This window comes from Chitinophagales bacterium (genome assembly GCA_041392475.1).
Classification (GTDB): domain Bacteria; phylum Bacteroidota; class Bacteroidia; order Chitinophagales; family UBA2359; genus JAUHXA01.
Genome location: JAWKLZ010000003.1, coordinates 851,535 through 871,968, shown reverse-complemented (window position 1 = coordinate 871,968; position 20,434 = coordinate 851,535). Strand labels below are relative to the sequence as shown.

18 protein-coding genes are annotated in these 20,434 nt (G+C 38.5%); 5 read left to right on the top strand and 13 right to left on the bottom strand.

The features are described from left to right. Positions 1–111 precede the first annotated feature (111 nt). From R3E32_26265 to R3E32_26245, 5 genes are all read right to left on the bottom strand, one after another. On the bottom strand, positions 112–1,062 hold the full coding sequence (locus tag R3E32_26265; GenBank protein ID MEZ4888262.1) for a succinylglutamate desuccinylase/aspartoacylase family protein: 951 nt from the start codon (positions 1,060–1,062) through the stop codon (positions 112–114). Between the two features lies 1 nt (position 1,063). Then, positions 1,064–1,936: a 30S ribosomal protein S6--L-glutamate ligase gene (gene rimK, locus R3E32_26260; protein ID MEZ4888261.1), complete on the bottom strand. Its 873-nt coding sequence runs from the start codon at positions 1,934–1,936 to the stop codon at positions 1,064–1,066. Further along, positions 1,933–2,370, bottom strand: a complete 438-nt coding sequence (locus tag R3E32_26255) for a RimK/LysX family protein (protein ID MEZ4888260.1) — start codon at positions 2,368–2,370, stop codon at positions 1,933–1,935. The genes rimK and R3E32_26255 overlap by 4 nt, the downstream gene beginning before the upstream one ends. A gap of 96 nt (positions 2,371–2,466) precedes the next feature. Continuing rightward, positions 2,467–3,318 carry a GNAT family N-acetyltransferase gene (locus R3E32_26250; protein ID MEZ4888259.1) on the bottom strand — a complete coding sequence of 284 codons (852 nt, stop codon included), beginning with the start codon at positions 3,316–3,318 and terminating at the stop codon, positions 2,467–2,469. Between the two features lie 34 nt (positions 3,319–3,352). After that, a complete protein-coding gene (locus R3E32_26245) occupies positions 3,353–4,069 on the bottom strand; it encodes a hypothetical protein (protein MEZ4888258.1) in 717 nt (238 codons plus the stop codon). A 148-nt stretch (positions 4,070–4,217) separates the two neighbouring features. On the opposite strand from R3E32_26245, the gene R3E32_26240 reads away from it, so the two are divergent. From R3E32_26240 to R3E32_26230, 3 genes are all read left to right on the top strand, one after another. Further along, positions 4,218–4,640: a hypothetical protein gene (locus tag R3E32_26240; GenBank protein MEZ4888257.1), complete on the top strand. Its 423-nt coding sequence runs from the start codon at positions 4,218–4,220 to the stop codon at positions 4,638–4,640. 20 nt (positions 4,641–4,660) lie between these two features. Next, on the top strand, positions 4,661–5,320 hold the full coding sequence (locus R3E32_26235; GenBank protein MEZ4888256.1) for a 4'-phosphopantetheinyl transferase superfamily protein: 660 nt from the start codon (positions 4,661–4,663) through the stop codon (positions 5,318–5,320). A gap of 126 nt (positions 5,321–5,446) precedes the next feature. Next, positions 5,447–7,150, top strand: coding sequence for a tetratricopeptide repeat protein (locus R3E32_26230; protein ID MEZ4888255.1), 1,704 nt, complete (start codon positions 5,447–5,449; stop codon positions 7,148–7,150). 37 nt (positions 7,151–7,187) lie between these two features. Here the strand turns inward: R3E32_26230 and R3E32_26225 are convergent, their stop codons facing one another. From R3E32_26225 to R3E32_26200, 6 genes are all read right to left on the bottom strand, one after another. Further along, the gene (locus R3E32_26225) at positions 7,188–8,306 is read right to left on the bottom strand and encodes an ABC transporter permease subunit (GenBank protein ID MEZ4888254.1); all 1,119 of its coding nucleotides are present in this window, start codon (positions 8,304–8,306) and stop codon (positions 7,188–7,190) included. Between the two features lie 83 nt (positions 8,307–8,389). Then, on the bottom strand, positions 8,390–10,102 hold the full coding sequence (locus R3E32_26220) for an ABC transporter permease subunit (protein ID MEZ4888253.1): 1,713 nt from the start codon (positions 10,100–10,102) through the stop codon (positions 8,390–8,392). Positions 10,103–10,149: 47 nt separating this feature from the next. Next, positions 10,150–12,084, bottom strand: coding sequence for an extracellular solute-binding protein (locus R3E32_26215; GenBank protein ID MEZ4888252.1), 1,935 nt, complete (start codon positions 12,082–12,084; stop codon positions 10,150–10,152). Positions 12,085–12,281: 197 nt separating this feature from the next. Next, complete coding sequence (locus tag R3E32_26210) at positions 12,282–14,255, bottom strand: ABC transporter substrate-binding protein (protein ID MEZ4888251.1); 1,974 nt, start codon at positions 14,253–14,255, stop codon at positions 12,282–12,284. Positions 14,256–14,479: 224 nt separating this feature from the next. Continuing rightward, a complete protein-coding gene (locus tag R3E32_26205) occupies positions 14,480–16,297 on the bottom strand; it encodes a hypothetical protein (protein MEZ4888250.1) in 1,818 nt (605 codons plus the stop codon). A 17-nt stretch (positions 16,298–16,314) separates the two neighbouring features. Further along, complete coding sequence (locus R3E32_26200; protein MEZ4888249.1) at positions 16,315–17,079, bottom strand: HAD-IIA family hydrolase; 765 nt, start codon at positions 17,077–17,079, stop codon at positions 16,315–16,317. A gap of 268 nt (positions 17,080–17,347) precedes the next feature. Here R3E32_26200 and R3E32_26195 point away from each other — a divergent pair, with 268 nt between their 5' ends. Next, positions 17,348–17,818: a hypothetical protein gene (locus R3E32_26195; GenBank protein MEZ4888248.1), complete on the top strand. Its 471-nt coding sequence runs from the start codon at positions 17,348–17,350 to the stop codon at positions 17,816–17,818. 206 nt (positions 17,819–18,024) lie between these two features. Here the strand turns inward: R3E32_26195 and R3E32_26190 are convergent, their stop codons facing one another. Beyond that, entirely contained in the window at positions 18,025–18,378 is a 354-nt protein-coding gene (locus R3E32_26190; GenBank protein MEZ4888247.1) for a hypothetical protein, read from the bottom strand. 79 nt (positions 18,379–18,457) lie between these two features. Beyond that, positions 18,458–19,180: a deoxynucleoside kinase gene (locus tag R3E32_26185; GenBank protein ID MEZ4888246.1), complete on the bottom strand. Its 723-nt coding sequence runs from the start codon at positions 19,178–19,180 to the stop codon at positions 18,458–18,460. Positions 19,181–19,426: 246 nt separating this feature from the next. Here R3E32_26185 and R3E32_26180 point away from each other — a divergent pair, with 246 nt between their 5' ends. Then, complete coding sequence (locus tag R3E32_26180; protein ID MEZ4888245.1) at positions 19,427–20,428, top strand: NADP-dependent oxidoreductase; 1,002 nt, start codon at positions 19,427–19,429, stop codon at positions 20,426–20,428. Positions 20,429–20,434 lie beyond the last annotated feature (6 nt).

The following is a 20,434-nucleotide window of genomic DNA, read 5'->3' as shown; positions in this document are numbered from 1 at the left end:
TCCAAAAGGTAAATTGATCATTGAACAAATGTCAAGTTTGAAGGAGAAGAAACTTCCAATGTTTCATTTTTTAGCTTCAAAAAAGCTTGTATAACACTTTTTTTTGCAGCACTATTCAAATCCAATGTGAAAAAGAGCATCACCTTGATTGACCATGCAAGCGAGGTTGGAACACAAAACATACCCCTCTTGCGTATTTTTAAATGTTTCTTCAAAATTCCCGAATGGATCGGAAATACTCCCCAATTTTTCACCTTTCATGACCTTTTCCCCTATCTGTACGATAGGGCGATACATTCCCGAATGTTTTGCACGAATCCATTTAGAATTTTTGATAATAACGGGTGAAACATTTACCGTATGATTTGTCATTTCAGAAGAAAAATCCCTCATTCCCAATTCGTGCATTACATTGATAGCCCCTTGAACTCCAGTTTCTGTGATGGTTTTATCCAAAAAAAGTGATTTTCCTCCTTCATATAACAGCACTTTTTTGCCCAATTTAGTCATAGACTCTCTAAAGGTTTTTTCCCTGTTTTTGGCAAACATGATATAGGGCGCACCAAATACCTTTGCCAATTGCAAGTTTTCCTCATCCGTTCCGTTGATTCTCAATTGAGCACAATTGAAGCGTTCTGCTCCACCTGTATGATAGTCAATACAATATTCCACATAGGGTATGACATCTTTCATGAGGTGGTAGGCAAATCTACTCGCAAGTGAACCTGATTTAGCCCCAGGAAATACACGGTTCAAATCTCTTCCATCTGGAAATTCTCGTTTTTGGTTTAAGAATCCAAATACATTGACAAGTGGAATACAAATTACGGTTCCTTTATCTGGCTTGTTCAAACCTTTGGTAATGATTTGGCGTACAATTTCCACTCCATTTACTTCATCTCCATGAATTCCTCCACTCAACAATATACAAGGCCCTTCTTCTTTGCCACGAGCTACAAAAATGGAAACTTCAACGGTCGAACGGGTATATAACTTGGCGATGTCCATTTTAATCTGAACAGATTCACCCAATTTAATTTCTCGACCGAGAATCTCCATCATACTACACATTACGTTCTACATATCGAATAATTTTTTTGGCAATATCACTGCCTGTTGCCTTTTCAATACCCTCCAATCCTGGAGAAGAATTAACCTCCAAAATAAGTGGGCCCCTTGCAGATTGCAGCATATCTACTCCTGCTACACCTAAACCCATGACTTTCGCTGCTTTTATCGCTGCATTTTCCTCATCTTCTGTCAATTGTATAATTTCAGCAGTGCCACCACGATGCAGATTGGAGCGAAATTCTCCTTTCTTACCTTGTCGTTTCATCGATCCAACAACTACACCATCTACCACAAAAGCCCGAATATCGGCGCCCATTGCTTCTTTGATAAACTCTTGTACAATTACCCTCGCTTGTAGGCCATTGAAGGCTTCCAATACAGATTCTGCTGCATTGTCATTTTCCGCTAATACAACTCCCAAACCCTGTGTACCTTCCAATAGTTTGATAACCAATGGCGCACCTCCTACCTGTTTGATTACATCTTCTACGTTTTTCGAATAGTTGGTAAAAACCGTTTTCGGCAAACCCAAGCCTGCTCTTGATAAAACCTGCAAACTTCTCAATTTATCCCTTGAACGCATCAAAGCTTGTGATTCTACGGCTGTAAATACTTTCATCATCTCGAATTGACGCACTACTGCTGTGCCAAAGAAAGTTACCGAAGCCCCGATTCTGGGAATAACCGCATCTACACCTGTCAGAAGTTCATGTTTATAAATAATGGCAGGTTTTTTCTTTTCAATGATAATATCACACTTGGTATGATCCACAATCACCATTTCATGTCCTCTGCTTTCTCCAGCTTCAATAACTCTTTTAGTAGAATATAAATGGGGATTTCTTGATAAAACAACAATCTTCATGTTTGTTTGAGTTTAATTTTTATGTTTTTAAATGATAAATCCTTTTTGGAAGTATCAATGATAAACTTTCTTGTTATGAACTTTCTACCCAATAACACAGGAAACCTCATAGAGCCTCTTTCGGTTAAGGTGAGTTCGATGCGGTAAGTTTTCTTGAAAATTAATATCTCCGTTTTGATGGCAAAACGTTTTTCGGTGATACCATTGGAGCTTTTCACCATCTTAGTGGCAAATTCATTGAAATGCAGAATAATGGGAGGATGTTTGTCGGATTCCGAATCAACAAACTGACATTGCAAAACATTGTCTATTACTTTAATACTGTGACAATGAATACTGGACGTATATGCACCTGTATCTATTTTTACTTCAACCCCAAATAAATCAAGTTTCGGGAAATCCACTATATCTGTTCGCCCCAATAATTTCTTCACCTTACCTATTTTGAAAACCAATTAAAAATTTGACTATAATAACATGGTTCAAAGTACAAATTTATTTATCGGCGACAAAATACAAGGTCATTTACTTCAAATAAACTTCAAATTCACAAATTCTCCCACTTTATAGTACCCAACTTCTTGATAAATTTTGTTGGAAGTTGGGTTTGATAGGTCTGTAAACAAAGCACAAAATTGGTAACCTCTATCCAGCATCATTCGACTAATTTGAGCCACACAGCTACGGGCGTAGCCATTTTTTCGGTATTTGGGCGGCGTGTAAACTACCGAAATGGTCATACAATGATTTGTAGGTCGTGTACCGGATGCCATTGAAACAGGAACTCCGTTTGTTTCCCAAATATACTGCCGTCCACTTTGCAGCTTTACTTTTGCCAGTTTTCGAGCAGATTCGAGCGTTTCCTCTTGAAATGTTTCACTGTCAAAACCCAAAATCCAATCCGTCAACAAATCTTCGTCCGATTCATTCACCAAACGAAGGTTTCCTTCTGCAATGTCCAACTCTGTCACCTTATCCAATTGGAAAACACCCATTTCCATGAGAGATTTGAAGCCTAAATTTTTTCGGCTACACCACTTCTGAGCAAATATATGCCCCAGTGATTTTTCTCCAATAACACCTGGTATTTCCATCTCCTCATCTTCCAAAAGCTTAATGATTGCTTCACTACCCTTGTCCATATATTCCGCTTTTGCAGCTATTATCAGACTATGAGGAGCTGTCTGAATTGCCACAAAAACCACTTCTTTTTTCTCTTCAACAACAATCAGCAAAGCTTTGGCAGCTATTTCCGAATTATCAGGTTGAGCAAGTCGAAACGATGTTCCCAATAAAAGGTTGTTCATTGCCTCATTTCTTTCTAAAAAAGGGCATACCTTTTGGAGAAATTCTTGTGGATTGGAGTATTGAGTTAGGAGCATTTGTAGGTAAAATTGAAGTGAAAGAAAGTATTCACTAAAACTGACTGATAAACCGCACCAAAGACCGCTTAGCAATTGGCAGCAGCGTTTCCTGCAATGGAAAAACCTGTTCACTTTTAACCAAAAAAGTGGCAGGATTGGGTAATGCCTGGTTGTTTTTGATCAAATCCAGTTTGATCGACTCGTAGGTATTTGTGAATCGGCGTACATAGGAGCGCAAATAGTGTGTGCGAATCGCTCTGTATTTTTCCGATGCACTTTCAAAAATAGTTAATTGATAGTTATACACCTGTGTATCTGTTTCACTGCCATTGCTGAGTAACAAATATCCCTCATCTGACTTCAATGGTACAATGCCAATCGGTTCTATTTGTATTTTGGCCTCTACAAAATCATACAGTTCTCGTCCATTTTCCATTTGCACCTTTATTTTTGGAATCGCAAAAGCTAAAATCGTTTCTATTTCATCCATGTATTCATCATCGTGCATGAGTTTTTCATACTCAATTCGGAAATTATCTAAGTCAATTTTTCGGATGCGCTTGGTCAATTGTCCGCTGACCTTTTGTTTTTGCTCTTTAAAAATGACCAAATTCTGATAATGAAAAATCAAATCTGACAGAAAAGGGTACACTTTTTGGTCATCGAAGTTCTTGCTAACGTGCTGTAAATACCCAAGCAATAAATATTTTTTATGTTCAAAATCAATTATGCCTTCTACGACCCAATTTGTGGTTAGTTGATTGCTCATAATAATAATATGTTTTTGTGCTGAATACAAATCTTCTTGATAATTTTGTATTCCTACATTTAAAATGTATGCTAAATTTATCCTAAAGTACCGAAAAAAACCAATACCAAAAAAAATATCTATCTTCAAATATAAATTTTTACACAACATGAAATTAACAGTGCTTTTATCATTTGTTTTACTGATACTTCCTTTTTCAGTGAATTTTTCACAAACGGAAACTCTTACAAACAAAGACGATGCAAGTCGTTTATGCGATGATGTATTGATGCACTTAGAAAAATCTGAAACGCTCCCTGCAATGAAATTATTGAGGGGAAAAACCATAGAAGAAGAAAAAGTGTTAACTGATTTGATTGTTTTTATAGAAACCTCTTCTATCAATTATGGGGCAATACAAGGCAGTAATCTCGCAAAAACGCAAGCAATAGGAGAAGATATTTTTCGATTTACCTATGCTTTGCGGTTCGAAAAACATCCTGTATGGCTTCAATTTTATTTCTACAAGGTCAACGATGTCTATCAATTGCAGAAAATAGATTGGGGTAAAAATATAGAAGAATTATTCTAACCATATACAATATATTTTCTATGCCTTTATACCAAACCATTCATACTCTACAAGCTGCTACTATAGGTATATGGCGCATTGAAGAAAGCGTGGATGATTTGAAGCGGGGGCTTCCGCCAAATCTTTGGCAGCAAAACCTCTATCGCAGCATTACTAGCATTCGTCGACAAAAAGAATGGCTCGCTACAAGGGCTTTGGTACGACAATTGATACCAAACGAGGAATCTGGTGAAATCGTTTACAACTCTTTTGGCAAACCGATTCTTCACCAAAATACCCGCCAACTTTCTATCAGTCATTCCCACCATTTTGCGGCGGTAATAGTTCATTCACATAAAGCCCTTGGAATTGACATAGAACCTATTCACCCGAGAATTTTGCGCTTGCAGCACAAGTTTCTTTCTGAAAAAGAGGCAACTCAAATACCCCAAAATGACTTGTTCATGCTTACCCTTTATTGGAGTGCAAAGGAAACGCTTTACAAGTTGTATAGTAAAAAAGAGCTCCGATTCAAAGAAAACTTACTGATTCACAGGCACTACAAGATTGAAGATTCTACCATTGCAGCAGAAGGTTATTTGGAAGCAAGCATTTGTAAAGATGATTTCCAATGGAATGTAAAGGTTTATTACCAACAAATTGAAGACAATATTTTGACCTATACTTTTGAGAATGTCTAGCAAAATGCTGATTTTTTGTTATATTAGTGCCATCAAAACATTACCTATCCCGCCTCAAAAATTACTTTACCAACCACATCCACCTCCAAATCATTTTTTGTGATTTGAAAAAAAATTATGTGGACCATGAATAGATTATTAAGCTTAGGTATTTATTGTCTATTATTTTCATGCACTCCCCAACTTCATGGTCAAAGTGATCATGGTGTTTTTGAGAAGGCTTATGAACACTATATACATCAAGAATACGAACAGTCCATTTTATTATTGGAAGGTCATTTGCAGCAGTGTAATAAAAGTGGATTAAAAAAATCTTTAAACCCATCGCATTTTCTTCAACTTTCTCAAAGAGATTTCAATCAAGGTTTATTGTTGTTGTTACAATTGAAGCTAAATCCTGATTTGCCTATCTTCAAAAAAATGTTGCTTTTTTCTCCAACTGAATTAAGCCATTGTTTTGGGAATGAATCTCGGACAGCCTTTTGGCAGAAAGCACACAAAACTCTGGTAAATAAAGACTCACTTCCTCTACTGCAAAAGATTATTGCAAAGGGTTTTATGCTTGCAGGAATGACTGCTATTCATATCAACCAAACAGAGCAGGCAAGTTTGTATTTCAAAAAAGCTTTAGAATTTGACCAATACAATCAAGAAACATTGCTTGGCTTGGCATTGGTCAAATTTGACGAGGGGCAAGCAGAAGCAGCATTGCTAATGCTCAAAGAGTTCGCAGACAAGTTTCCTGACAACCATTTGGTCAATCTTTGTGAAGCAGAAATATACCTTTCTCTACAGTATTACGATAGGGCTGCAAAATCATTGGATGTTTTTTTGGGACACCTTCCAAATGAACAGCAACTTTTGACCTTCAATCACTATGACTTGTTGATGAAAAATGGTCAAACCAAAATGTTTTTGCGAAATTATGCTGTGGCAGAAGGATGTTTTAGCCAAGCCATTGAAGTGAATGATGCTTCTGTGGAGGCTTTTATTGCACGGGCAGAGGCACGCGCATATATTTTAAAATTGAAGGAAGCAGAGGAAGACTTATTCATTGCAAGGAGTTTGGATAGTGAAAATTCTCATGTTTTTCACATGCTCGGTTATGTAAAAATGCTGCAATGGCAAAACGAGGAGGCATTGTCTTATTTTTCTAAAGCGATTGATTTACAAGGTGATATTAAAGAGGCTTATATTCACCGAAGTTCTGTAAAATCGGTTTTAGGTGATATTGAAGGAGCTATTGAAGACTTGGATCAAGTGATTCGAATGGATGACAATGCAGACAAATCTTATGCGGTTCGTGCTTATTTGAAATCCCGAAAAGGGGATATTAAGGGCGCATTGAGCGACTACAATCAAGCTATTGTGCTTGCGCCCAACAATGCAAGCCATTTTATCGGACGGGCAGCAGTGAAGGAGCAACTCGAAATGGAGGAAAGTTATTTGGATGATTTGGATAGGGCAATCACTCTAAATCCTAAAAATTACTATCCTTACCATGCAAAAGGTGCTTGGTATCAACGAAAAAAGGAAAATGACAAGGCTCTGGAAGCCTACAATCAAGCCATCAAAGTCGCTCCTGATGTGGCTGATATTTACATAGATAGGGGCAGTATTTATCTCGCAAAGGGCAACCCTAAGGGTGCGCTTCAAGATTTGGATACGGTTATTTCACTCGAACCTAAAAATGGTCAAGCCTATTTTCTGCAAGGGATTCTCTACTTTTTATTAGAAAAAAACTTAAAGGCTTGTGCCAGTATGTATAAAGCCAAAAGTTTGGGTTTTGAAGAAGCGGAGGAGTCTTTGGTGAGTTTATGTGGGAAGTAAACCAACACCTTATACAAATTTATCAAACCCACCTATCTTACTGCAACCTCGAATACTCTCTAGGATCAAACGCCTGACGAACCCCCTCACCAATAAAAGTAATCGTGGTCAGCGTCAAGAAAATCATGAACAAAGGTGTGACAATCAACCACCAATTGCTGATATCCTCCGTTACTCCTTGTCGAATCAATTCCCCCCAACTTGGTGTAGGCGGACGCAAACCGAAGCCCAAGAAATCCAATGCCACCAAAGAGGAAATATTGCCGATGATGGAAAAAGGGGCCAAGGTAATAATAGGTGTAATCGCATTGGGTAGAATGTGCTTGAACATTACCATCCTATCAGAAGCCCCCATTGCAATAGCAGCAGCCGTATAATCACGTGATTTTTCACGGTAGAACTCTCCACGCATATAGTAAGTCGCTCCAATCCAACCTCCCAAAATAATCAACATACCTGCCAACATCCAAAAACTCGGATTGATGAAAGAAGAAAGAATCATCATCACAAACAAGAAAGGAATCATGCTGAAAATCTCAATGAATCGAAGCCCATACAAGTCCAACTTCCCTGCATAAAATCCCAGTGAGCCACCAATCATAATCCCAATCAGGAAAGAGAAAAAGGTGACAACCAATGCAAAAGACAGTGAAATCTGAAAACCATAGACCAATCGAGCAAAAACATCTCGGCCTCGATTATCCGTTCCCATAATATGTTTGGAGTCGGGCGCAGTAGGTGGATTCGACTTCAATTCGCTCAGTAAATTTTCAACAGGGCTGTAATCATACAAAGGCATCAAGACCCAATTGCCTGCATTTTGTTGTTTGAACTGTTTTTTAAGTTCTCGGTAATGTGGCTCACCATAACGTTTTTCGCCAAACACTTCTTCCTGCCCATAAAATATCGCATCTTTATGTTTCACCACACCTTCGCCCAACAAATCACCCATTGCAGGGAAATAATAGGAGCCACTGTATTTCACTACCAACGCTTTGTTGTTGACAAACAAAGGGGCTAAAAAAGATAGAAAATAGGCTATAGTGATGATAATAAGCGAATAATATCCACGCTTAATGCGTTTGAAGTTTTTAATCCGCTTCTGTAATATAGATTCTGATTTAAAAGTTGCTTTAGTATTAGTAGTATCAGACATATTTTGATTAGATTTTCAAACAACCTGATGACAAGGTTATTTTTTTAATTTTCATTGTTATTTTAAATCTTGATTCCTTACTTTTAATCAAACTTGATTCGTGGATCTACTGCAACATAACACATATCCGAAATAAGATTCCCAAACAATCGGACGATGATAAACAGTACCAAGAAACCCAAGAATACAGGATAGTCCACACTCACAATCGCTTCAAAACCCAGCTTACCGATTCCGTCAATATTGAAGACCAGTTCTATCAAGTAAGAACCTGCCAAAAATAAACCGATAATACCTCCAATACCCGTTGCCAATGGAATCAAGGAATTTCTAACTGCGTGCAAATAAATCACCTTCTTCTCGTCCAGTCCTTTCGCAAAGGCTGTTCGGATATAGTCTTGCCCCAAGTTGTCCATCAAAGAGTTTTTCATCAGGATCGTCAAAAACGCAAAACTGCCCAACATATACGACAATACAGGCAAAAATGTGTGGTGCAATTGATCGGCAACCTTTTGAATAAAAGTCATTTTCTCCCAAACTTCGGTAGGTGAATGGAATCCCCCTAAAGGAAAAATATCCATAAATGTACCCCCTCCAAACAATACCAACATCAATGCACCAAAAGCATAACCAGGAACAGCATATCCCATAAATACAATAGCACTCGATACAAAATCAAAGGGCGTATTGTGCCGCACCGCTTTCATAATCCCCAAAGGAATACATATCAGATAAGTCAAGAGAAAACCAATAATCCCAAAATACATAGAAATAGGTAGTCTTTCACGAATCAAACTCAATACAGGTTGATCATATACATAAGAAGTACCAAAATCTCCCGTGAAAATTCCGCTAAACGCCGTTTGTGTAGGATTCGCCAATTTTTCAGTTACTGCAATCTGCCAGTTGTTCGCAGGTTTCCATTCCGTAATGTAATCGTATAATTGTTTATCTCGCTCATAAGGTACTTTTTTAATGCTCCCATCTGACTGTACCAAATGCGTTGATACTTTCTCACCATCTCTACTGATGCGAGAAGTCACCACTCCTTCTTCGGTCTTCAATTTCCCATTCTCACGAGTTACCCTCACCCATGTCACCTTATTGTAGCCTTCTGCCTTTCCGTCTTCTTGAATTTCAAGAGTTTCTGTGGACTTGGTAAAGAAAGACTTTTCAAAATCCTTATTTACTTCAATGTTCTTACTCACATTTACACTCGTATCTTTCACCTCATATACATCCATCACTTCCCTGATTTTCCATTCATCATTTGGATACCAGTTAGGAATAGCATCTGCAAAAGGCAATTCAGGGAACTTACTATAAGGTCCTTCCGATACCTTAAAATCTGTTCCCACACCACTAACTTCTATTATCTCCTTATCACCTTCTTTTCTCACCCGAACCCATCGTTGAAGTTCATAAGTACGGCTGCGCTCACCAGTTTTGAAGTACTCCAAGTTTTCCCGAAAAGGTTTGTTGTAGGCTATTTTCTTGCCTTTGATTTCACGAGGATACAGACCCAACCAAATCAAATAGCGAACCATCAAAGGTTTATCCAAACCATACTGTCGTCGAAGTTGATCCAATACTTCCGTTGAAAGCTGATTGCTCCCTTCCACACTACTCGAACCACCACCACCTTCACCCGACGACATTTGTGCAGCTTGCAATTGAAAAACAGCCTTTTCAAACGGACCACCAGGCACCAACGCCAATATCAAAAATACAAGCAATGTTGCACCAATAAAGGTCGGAATCATCAATAACAAACGCTTGAGTATATATTTGAACATTTTTTTTAATTTTTATTTTAATTTTCGCTTTTGTTTTCATTCATCCATTATGGATTTGGCTGCGAAACAGCCCCACTTTTTCTCCCCCAATAATCCACTTCAACGGGCTTCGTTTCCATTTTAATGCTTTTGTCCTCCATTGCTTGCTTCAATTTTGCAGCCTTCGCCTCGTCAAACCACCACGATGCAAATACATATTCGTAGCTCAAGTTGGCTTGATGAGGTAATCCCCATTCAGGCGTATCAAACTTGTTCCAATAAGCACAACGATAGGTATAAGGCGCTCCCCATCCAAACGCATAATACTGTCCCGCATATGCAATGCTATCAATCTGACGCAAAATTTGTTGGCGTTCAGCAGGATCCCAAGATTCATCATATCGCTCGCAAAGTTTATCCACCTCAGGTACTTTCATCCCTGCAATATTGTTGGTCTGTGGAGGATCGGCATATTTGGAGTGCATTGAAGTTTCGGGATTCGGAATGTTTAATCCTCCCCAATTCATGTAACTCACTTTGAATTGGCGTTCCAACACCTTAGAAAACTGTGTTTGCGGATCCGTAATCACCAAGTTAAACTTGATACCTGCTTTTTCGAGGTCTTGTTGGAAAGGAGTAAAAATACGTTCAAAACTTTGAAGAATGTGCATGTCCACTTCAAAAATTTCTCCTTTTGCATTCGCCAACCATTTACTATCTGACGCTTTTTTCCAGCCTGCTTCCTCCAATAATTTCACCGCTTTGTCTGGGTCATAACTTGGTTTGGGGTTGCTTGGGTTGGCAAAAGGCGTTCCTTCAAAGTAAGACGAACATTTGGCATATTCATTGAAGAATAATTTCTCATTCAGTTCATCAATATTCCACAAATAACCAAAGGCTTGTCGCACACGAAGGTCATTGAAGGGAGCTTCACGGGTATTGAAGCCCAAACCTGAAAAACCAGATGCTTCAAAGTTATAAATTTTGCGTTTTTGAATCAATCCACGTTCTATCTCCTCCAATTTTTCGGCGTTCAATTCTTCTACCCACCACTGAGCTCGTGCAACTGTGTAGAGGTCAAACTCTCCTTTTTTGAATTTTTCAAAACGCAATTTATCATCAGCAACCTTGATAAATTTGATTTCATCAAAATTGTATAAGCCCTCATTTGCAGGATGGGCATAGCCCCAATAATCATCTCTACGTGTCAATAAAACTTGTTCATTACGAGGCGATCGCTCCAAATCCAATTGATAAGGACCAGAACCAGGAATCATCTCCCATTGATATTTTTTGATAAAACCAGCACCACCTTCCACACGCTTCAAATAGTGAGCAGGAAAAATAGGCATTCCACTGAAATACAAAATACTGCGCCAGTTTTCTTTCTTCAATTTCAGCTCCACCATGTACTTACTCAAAGCCTTCGGTTCTTCGTAGTTTTCTTCATACGTCCCATTGGTTGAAGGGGATTCAATACCTGGGTCAATTCTGATTTTCCAACTTTCCACCACATCTTCTGCAACAACTGGCTGTCCATCAGCCCAACGTGCACGAGGATCAATACGGAACCAATAGGTCATTTTATCCTCCGATACCTTCCAATGTGAAGCCAATGCAGGCAAAAATTCTTGTGTTTTGGTATTGTTATTCAACAAACCTTCATATACCAAACTACTCACAATCCAGTTTTCACTTGTATTTGCATCTTTACCAATGTACCGAAGCGTTTTGGGCATATCCACCCAAGCCATTGTAATGTTTCCCCCTTTTTTGGCATCAGGTGAGCCTGTGAGGTTATAATCATCGCTGGTCACAAATCCCAAAGAATCAGCCAATTCACCAAAACCTTTTCCACCTAATTCTGCTGTTACCGAAGGGTCTGCACCACTCTCATCTATTATTGTCGTTTTTTTTGCACCTACTTGATCGGTAGCAACAGGCTCATATTGACTACCTCCACTGCTACAAGCAACAAGCATGGCTATAGATAAAAGTAACATCCCTACAAATTGGATCTGAGTCTTTATTATCTGCATGTTCTTACACTATTTTATTTTGAAACCATCGAGATTAAAGGGCAATAATACAGAAAAAAAATGGAAAATTACCCTGTAAGAAAATTCGCTAAGTAAAAGTATTAAGTACCAAACCCAAATCAAAATTGATTTGGGTTTGGTACTTAGATATTTAAAAATAATTAGGGATTAGGTTGTGAGACCACTCCACTTTTACGCCCCCAATAATCTATTTCGACTGGCTCAATAGGCATGGTCAAACTTTCGTCTTTTCGTGCTTTTTCGAGCATCGCCGCTTTTTCTTCATCAAACCACCAAGAGGCAAAGGCATATTCGTAATTCAAATTTCCTTGGTATGGAAAACCCCATTCTGGCATATCAAATTTGTTCCAATACGCACAACGGAAGGTATAAGGTGCGCCCCATCCAAAAGCATATTCATGCGTATTAACAGCGATGCTGTCAATATCTCGCAAGATTTGTTTGCGCTCTTCTGGATCCCAAGACTCATCATATCGAGCGCAAAGTGCATCAATTTCAGGTGATTTCAAGCCTGTGATGTTGTTGGTTTGTGGAGGGTCAGCATATTTAGAGTGCATTGAAGTTTCGGGATTCGGAATGTTCAAACCACCCCAACTTTGATATCCAAGTTTGAATTGACGTTCCAATACTTTGTTGAAGCGGGTTTGTGGGTCGGTAATAACCAAATTCATTTTGATACCCACTTTTTCCAAATCCTGTTGAAGAGGGGTAAAAATTCGCTCCAAACTTTGAAGAATATCCATGTCCACTTCAAAGATTTCTCCTTTGTTGTTAGACAACCATTTGTCTCCAGCTTTTTTCTTCCAACCAGAAGCTTCCAGTAGTTCTATCGCTTTATCAGGATTGTAAGTAGGTACTGGGTTGTTGGGATTTGCAAAAGGTGTACCTTCAAAATAAGACACACATTGGGCATATTCGTTGAAAAACAATTTTTCGTTCAGTTCGGGTATATTCCAAAGATATCCCATGGCTTGTCGCACACGAATATCATTGAAGGGAGCTTCTCTCATATTAAAGGCCAATCCCGAAAAACCAGAGGCTTCAAAGTTGTAAATTTTGCGTTTTTGAATCAATCCACGTTTGATTTCATCCATTTTTTCAGGGTTCAATTCTTCTACCCACCATTGCGCTCTGCCTACTTGATAGAGGTCAAATTCTCCTTTTTTGAATTTTTCGAACCGCAATTTATCATCAGCAACCTTGATAAATTTGATTTCATCAAAATTGTATAAGCCCTCATTTGAAGGATGGGCATAGCCCCAATAGTTTTCTCTGCGCTTCAATACAACTTGTTCATTGCGAGGAGACCGCTGCAAATCCATTTCATAAGCTCCTGAACCTGGAATCATCTCCCACTGGTATTTTTTGATAAAACCAGCACCACCTTCCACACGCTTCAAATAGTGGGCAGGAAAAATAGGCATTCCACTAAAATAGAGGATACTGCGCCAGTTTTCTTTCTTCAATTTGAGTTCTACCATGTACTTACTCAGTGCTTTTGGCTCTTCATAATTCTCTAAGTATGTTCCATTGGTAGAAGGGGATTCGATACCTGGATCTACCCTGATTTTCCAACTTTCCACCACATCTTCGGCTACTACTGGCTGATCATCTGCCCAACGTGCTCGTGGGTCAATGCGAAACAAATAGGTCATTTTGTCTTCCGACACCTTCCAGTGAGAAGCCAACCCTGGCAAAAACTCCTGAGTTTTGGTATTTTGCCCCAACAAACCTTCATATACCAAACTGCTTACCAGCCAATTATCCAAAGTATTTGCATCCTTTCCTATATATCGTAGTGTTTTGGGCATATCTACCCAAGCCATGGTAAGATTACCTCCTTTTTTGGCTTCTGCTGCTCCTACTTTATTAAAGTCACTGCTTGTCACAAAACCAAGAGAATCTGAGATTGCGCCAAAACCTTTGCCTCCCATTTCTGCTGTTACAGAAGGGTCTGCACCACTTTCATCTACTTCAAAAGATTTTGTAGTTGTTTTGTTATCATCTGTTTCTACTACTTTGTAGTCGTTCGTACCGCCACCACATGCTATCAAAAAGCCAAGTGCGAAGACCGATAAGCACATCAGCCGAAATTTTTTGTTGAATTGTTTCATAAAAGACTCTATTTAGTGAATTATTTTATTGTTTTTGGAGTACAAAAACCTCTACGCTTGTTGCGATAAGGCTTTATTTCAACAGACAATAATACCAAAAGAAATGAGAAAAATGAAAATCGCCCTGTGAAATTAATTTTTTTGACGACATTTTCACACTCTTTAACTCTAATTAGGTATCGTTTGAAGGATGACATTTTATTCGCAATAAAAGAAAAAATTATTTATTTTCCATACAAAACACTCTCCTTCAAGTTTTTTTCTTCCTTCAATGGCATCCTACTTTCTCCCCACCAATGCCGATAACGCCTAAAAATAGGTGCAGATATTCCCTGCAATTTGGTGCGTGTGCCATTTCGCAATACCACCAATTGCATTGAAGTACGAGGGAGTGGGTCGTATAGTTGAGGAAGATAGTCGTTGATGTTGGAGGTTTGGATGGGTGTATTGTCTATGGTTACGATTACATCTCCATCGGCAATGTTGAGTTCGTTTTGAAGCACTTTGTGAAAACGGATTTGCCCTTTTTTGTAGTCGGGAAAAACCGAAAAACGACCAAAAGTTCCCGCTTCTTCAATGTATTCTTCCAAATAGCTCATACCAATACTTGCAGCCAATTGAGAAAAAGGTACTCTTTTTTTTCCTTCAATGTATTGCGCTATAAAATCTGCAATCTGAGGATGAGAAAGACGTACGATTTCGTCAAATAGATTTTCTTCTTCAAAAGATTGATGAACACCGTATTTGGCAGCCAATTGACGAATGATAGCAAGAAGACTGGTTTTACCATTGGTCAACCGTTGAATTTCTATGTCCAACGCAAAGGCAACCAACGCACCTTGCTGGTACAAGTAAGCATGTTTGTTTTGATTTTTTTCAGCAAAAATGTATTCACTCATATTCGTAAGAGAACGCTTGGAAAAGGCATCTGTCATTTTGAGTTTTTTACTGATTTCTGCAAAAAACGTTTGTTCATCCATCAGCTCGCTCCGCAGCATCGAAAGCAAAGTAAAATACTCTGTTACACCTTCATATAGCCAAAGATGTTTGGACATTTCTCGATGCCCAAATCCTGCTAAGTGTACTTTTTCGCTGTGCAGACTGTAAGGAGTCAATAGGTGCAAAAGTTCGTGGCTTGCAATGCGTTGTACGATTTTTTTGAGACTTTTGCCATTTTTGATTTCGGGTAGTAGATAGAAGGAAGAACTTCCGCACATCAACCCGCCATACTGAGCCAATCCACTATTTGCAGCAAGCGAAGGGTCGGCAAAATACAACACAAAGGTGTATTCTGATAAAGGTAAATCACCCATAAAATCGGCTACGGATTGCACCACTTTTTTTAAGTCATAATAAAGCGTGCGGGTAGTAATATTTCCGCTTTCGGAATAAGCTGCAATGTGAATACGGGTATTGCCTTTCAATGAAAAACTAATGGTATCGGGTTTGGCATATAGAATGGGATTTTTGAAGAGGTCGAGGTAATTTTTCACTTCAAAAACATCCACGCTATCAGACTTCGCTTTGGCTTTCAATGAGGTAGCACCATATAGGTGTTTCGGCTTTTCTATACTTACTTCAAAGGGCAACTGATGAAGTCCATGAAAATAAGCATAGAATCCACGGTGACTGATAAGGTAAGCAGGTGTTTTACTTTTAGAAACACTCGGAAAATCGGGTTTTAACCAATAGTCTATTCGCTTCAATTTATGGGCTTTGCTGATTTCAATGCCATCGTTTTGTACATATTTGAAGGGCAGTATTTTACCGTATTCATCTAACGGTTCAAATCGTTCTAAACGGGCTTGTATGGGTACGGATGATTGTGTGCCAAACTCACCACTGGGAAAAACATAGGTGGCAAATTTGGCTTCAATTTTTGGAGGAATTACACTTACTTTTATTGAAGTATTGGGTTGGTCATTGAGGTGAATGGTTATTTGGTATCGTTGCTGGTTAGCAAGCACTTGCATTTCCCCAACAATGACCATTACCCATAAAAATAGTAGCTTTGACCATGTCCTTTTTCGAAGTAAGTTCATGGCATAAAGATAGTGTTTTAATCAGGAAGTACAATATCAGCCACTGAATCAACGATAATGTCTGGAACGAAAGCTGAGTTTTCCAAATCCTTTCGTTTGGATACACCTGTCAAGCACAAAATGGTACGATAACCCATCTGAATACCGCCCAAAATATCCGTGCCCAAAGTATCTCCAATCATTGTTGTTTCTTCTGTGCTTAGTCCCAATTCTTTACGAGCAGCACGCATCATAACAGGGCTGGGTTTTCCTACTGAAAAAGCTTTTCTACCCGTTGCTTCTTCTATCATAGACACTACTGCTTTGATACCCAAGTTATTCCAACCTTTCTTTTTTGGAGAGGGGTCGAGATTGGTTGCTATGAGTTTTGCACCTGCCAAAATCATATCTACGGCATTGTTGACCATTTCGAGGGTGAAATTGCGCCCCTCTCCTACTACTACAAAATCGGGATTCTGCAAAACCAACTCGTAGCCATTTTTATGCAAGCTAGTCAATAATCCACCTTCTCCCAACACATACGCTGTGCCATGTGGTTTTCGATGTGCTAAAAATCTTGCTGTGGCCATTGCACTGTTGAATACATTCTTTTCTTCTACATCAATGCCCAAACGTGCCAACTTATTGACTACATCCCGGCGACTTCTTTGACTGTTGTTGGTCAAAAAAAGATAGGGGATGTTTTTGGCTTCTAGTCGATCAATGAATTCCTTTGCTCCAGGAATAAGTTCTTCTCCACTGTAAATAACGCCGTCCATGTCTATTAAAAAACCTTGTGCCATGTTTAATATTTTTTAGGATTAAAAAAAATCTACTTGTTTCAGGCAGAACAAATTTACGCTACTTTTAGCGTTTCAGGTCATTATTTTGTCTCAAATGCTTTTAAAAATGTTGCTTTTGTAATATTTGGCAGCTATTTTGTGAATGTCTTTGTGTTTTTTTAAAGCTTTAGCATATTATTTCTTCAATTGTGCTTTAAATTGGAAGCTTTCTTTATATCTTGTATTTTTGTTTTTTCAATCACCAAAATATTAAATAGACAATTTAAAAATGACTAGGAGAGTAAAACTCGGTACAGGTATCGGCGACATTAAGTTCGGTATGGTTTCTTCTGACATTGTGAATATATTGGGACAGCCCGATGACACTGAACAAGAAACACACGACGATGGTAGCACTACCCAGACTTTAGTCTATGAGGAATTAGGCTTACTTTTTGATTTCGGTTCTGTCGATAATTTTAAACTAACCAGTGTTTCTATTAACGCAGAAGACATTACAGTAGAAAGACTTATACGTGTTGGCTTAAGCAAGCAAAAAGTCTTTGATTTTGTCGAAAACTTAGAATGGGGAGAACCAGAACTGGAAGACATTAGTCCAGAAGATGACGATGTCGTTATTGAAGTTATCTGGTTCGACAAAGTCAATGTGAGTATTTGGCTCGAAGATGACGAAGTCTATGAAATAGAATTTGGCCCTTTCTGGAAAAACGATGATACTTTTATATGGCCTAAACTGTAAACTCATCCCAACTCGTATGTTCTTGGTTTGAAGAACAGTTAATTAACACTTTGCTGTAAACATAGAATTTTAAAAATATTCTACGCTTAGAGCAAAGTGTTTTTTTTTATCGGAACGCTTCAAAATAAATGCCCAAATCAATTTCATAAAAAACTGATTTTTAAGTACTTTATATGTTTCTTCTTATTTTAGTTTTCATTCCTCACTTATTTCTTTGCAAAATAAAATATCGTAATAAGTGCTAGTACTGTGTGCAATATGCCTGGAGCAAATTCGCTTGCACCACCTCCACTGTATGCAATAAATATGGCCACAGCTACTCCTGTATGAAACAAGATAAAGGTATTCAAGAAAGCTTTCTTCAAATCGTGGCTGTCAAAATTTCGCCATACTTGTACGGCAAAATAGCCGATTGCCAGGGCTGCTGCACCGTACATTCGTGCCATGGTGTAACCCATTGCAGTAGATTCCGCCATAGTTGGAACTATCTGAGGTACAAATAATAGGATAATCCCCGCTAATATTTCTAAGATAGCTGTCAGTAGTACAAAGTTTTTCATAGAATTATCTGATTAAATGATGATGAAAGCAAATGTAAGTTTTAACCTAATATTCTTCAAAAAATTTAGTATTTTTGTACTAAAATAAGAAAGCAAGTATTTGCTTTGCAATATGAGTAGGTTCTTGAATGGCTGACCAATGCAAAAAAGTGGTATGCTTGCACTGAATTCCTTTGTATTTCTCGTTTATCAGTCGCTCGTAATAATTGTGATACATTTGATTCCATTTTTCAATCAACTGTTTTTGAGCGTGAATATCTACAAATTCTTGAGGGCGTTCTTTTGCTTGTTCACTGTGCTGTAAGCGATTCAATGCAACCTCAGTAGGAACATCTAAAAAAATATAATAATCGGGGTCAGGCAATTGAAATTCGTCTGTTTGGTCTAACATACTAAATGCTTCATACGCTGCAATGGTAATGTTGTCTTGCTGGAGATGGTAGTCCATAAACATCCTATCATCCAAATGACAACGTTCAACAATAATGTGATATCCCAATTCTAACCAGCGTTTTATCAAGAGTCTTCGCTGAATCATGAAATTCAGCTGAAGTAGATAAGCGTATTCCTTGGGTTGACGAAATTGAAGTTTCATTAGAGGATGATGCAATACTCTTTCATTGATACACATTAATTGCAGTGAATGATGGCGGCTCAAATGGCGAATGGTATTGAGAATGGTGGATTTTCCTGCGGCAGTATTTCCATTAATAGCTATGTATTTACCCCGTTGTTGATTGATAGGAGGATGAGATTCGGTGTTCCAATAACTATCTATAGATAATGTGTCGTTATAAGTCATATTTACAAACCAGTATGAGAAAAATTATCAATTAATATATTTCACATATTCTAAACTGACAAAATTCGCAAGCAAACAAAATCTTTGGTCAAATTACAAAATATTAATCATCTTGCAATGACTGAGTGTTAAACCTTCCAAAAATTAACGTTATTTAAGCATATAAAATTTTTAAGCGACAAAAATTTCTACATAATTGAAGGGAAATCAAACAATAAACTTCTCTTCTTAAACATAAATTTCACAATGAACAAGCAATTAAAATTAGCAAAACGCCCTGTTGGGCTTCCAGAAGCAGATACGTGGGTCCTGGAAACTTCTCCCATTCCAACGCCCAAAGAAGGGGAAGTTGTAATCAAACAGATGTATATTTCTTTAGACCCTGCTATGCGTGGTTGGCTCAATGATGTGCGTTCTTACATCCCTCCAGTACAAATTGGGGAGGTTATGCGTGCAGGCTCTGTTGGTCAAGTGATTGCATCCAAACATCCTCACTACAAAGAAGGGATGTATCTGGCTGGCTATGGCGGTGTACAACAATACGTTGTGACAGACGGCAGTGGTGGCTGGTATCCTGTTGATCCAAACCTTGCTCCTTTGCCTACTTATATTGGTACTTTAGGAATGCCGGGTATGACTGCTTACTTCGGTATATTAGAAGTAGGTGCTATCAAAGAAGGAGAAATTGTTTTGGTATCTGGAGCAGCAGGTGCTGTTGGCAGTATTGTGGGGCAAATTGCCAAAATCAAGGGCTGTTACGTGGTAGGTATTGCCGGAGGAGCGGATAAATGCAAATACATTATTGACGAATTGGGTTTTGATGGTGCGATTGACTACAAAAATGAAAGCGTTCGTGATGGTTTGAAAAGGGAGTGTCCAAAAGGAATAGATGTGTATTTCGATAATGTTGGTGGGGAAATTTTGGATCTTGCTCTGGCAAAAATTCGCCGTCACGCAAGGATTGTTATTTGTGGCGCAATTTCACAATACAACAATACGGGTGCTCCCAAAGGGCCGAGTAATTACTTGTCCTTGTTAGTGAATCGTGGTCGTATGGAAGGAATGGTTGTGATGGACTATGCCAAAGATTACAAAAAAGCGGCTATGGAAATGGGTACATGGATTGCCCAGGGCAAATTGAAGTCAAAAGAAGATGTTTATGAAGGCATCGAAAATTTCTACGATACTTTTCTACGCCTTTTTAGTGGTGATAAACTTGGGAAATTGGTCTTGAAGGTTGATGAATAAACCTTC

Excerpts from the sequence above, each read along its gene's own strand:
- R3E32_26265 (MEZ4888262.1), bottom strand. The coding sequence starts at position 1,062 with ATGATGGAGATTCTCGGTCGAGAAATTAAATTGGGTGAATCTGTTCAG.
- R3E32_26230 (MEZ4888255.1), top strand. The coding sequence starts at position 5,447 with ATGAATAGATTATTAAGCTTAGGTATTTATTGTCTATTATTTTCATGC.
- R3E32_26195 (MEZ4888248.1), top strand. The coding sequence starts at position 17,348 with ATGACTAGGAGAGTAAAACTCGGTACAGGTATCGGCGACATTAAGTTC.
- R3E32_26250 (MEZ4888259.1), bottom strand. The coding sequence starts at position 3,318 with ATGCTCCTAACTCAATACTCCAATCCACAAGAATTTCTCCAAAAGGTA.
- R3E32_26245 (MEZ4888258.1), bottom strand. The coding sequence starts at position 4,069 with ATGAGCAATCAACTAACCACAAATTGGGTCGTAGAAGGCATAATTGAT.
- R3E32_26205 (MEZ4888250.1), bottom strand. The coding sequence starts at position 16,297 with ATGAACTTACTTCGAAAAAGGACATGGTCAAAGCTACTATTTTTATGG.
- R3E32_26235 (MEZ4888256.1), top strand. The coding sequence starts at position 4,661 with ATGCCTTTATACCAAACCATTCATACTCTACAAGCTGCTACTATAGGT.
- R3E32_26210 (MEZ4888251.1), bottom strand. The coding sequence starts at position 14,255 with ATGAAACAATTCAACAAAAAATTTCGGCTGATGTGCTTATCGGTCTTC.
- R3E32_26240 (MEZ4888257.1), top strand. The coding sequence starts at position 4,218 with ATGAAATTAACAGTGCTTTTATCATTTGTTTTACTGATACTTCCTTTT.
- R3E32_26225 (MEZ4888254.1), bottom strand. The coding sequence starts at position 8,306 with ATGTCTGATACTACTAATACTAAAGCAACTTTTAAATCAGAATCTATA.
- R3E32_26180 (MEZ4888245.1), top strand. The coding sequence starts at position 19,427 with ATGAACAAGCAATTAAAATTAGCAAAACGCCCTGTTGGGCTTCCAGAA.
- R3E32_26185 (MEZ4888246.1), bottom strand. The coding sequence starts at position 19,180 with ATGACTTATAACGACACATTATCTATAGATAGTTATTGGAACACCGAA.
- R3E32_26220 (MEZ4888253.1), bottom strand. The coding sequence starts at position 10,102 with ATGTTCAAATATATACTCAAGCGTTTGTTATTGATGATTCCGACCTTT.
- R3E32_26190 (MEZ4888247.1), bottom strand. The coding sequence starts at position 18,378 with ATGAAAAACTTTGTACTACTGACAGCTATCTTAGAAATATTAGCGGGG.
- R3E32_26215 (MEZ4888252.1), bottom strand. The coding sequence starts at position 12,084 with ATGTTACTTTTATCTATAGCCATGCTTGTTGCTTGTAGCAGTGGAGGT.
- R3E32_26200 (MEZ4888249.1), bottom strand. The coding sequence starts at position 17,079 with ATGGCACAAGGTTTTTTAATAGACATGGACGGCGTTATTTACAGTGGA.
- rimK (MEZ4888261.1), bottom strand. The coding sequence starts at position 1,936 with ATGAAGATTGTTGTTTTATCAAGAAATCCCCATTTATATTCTACTAAA.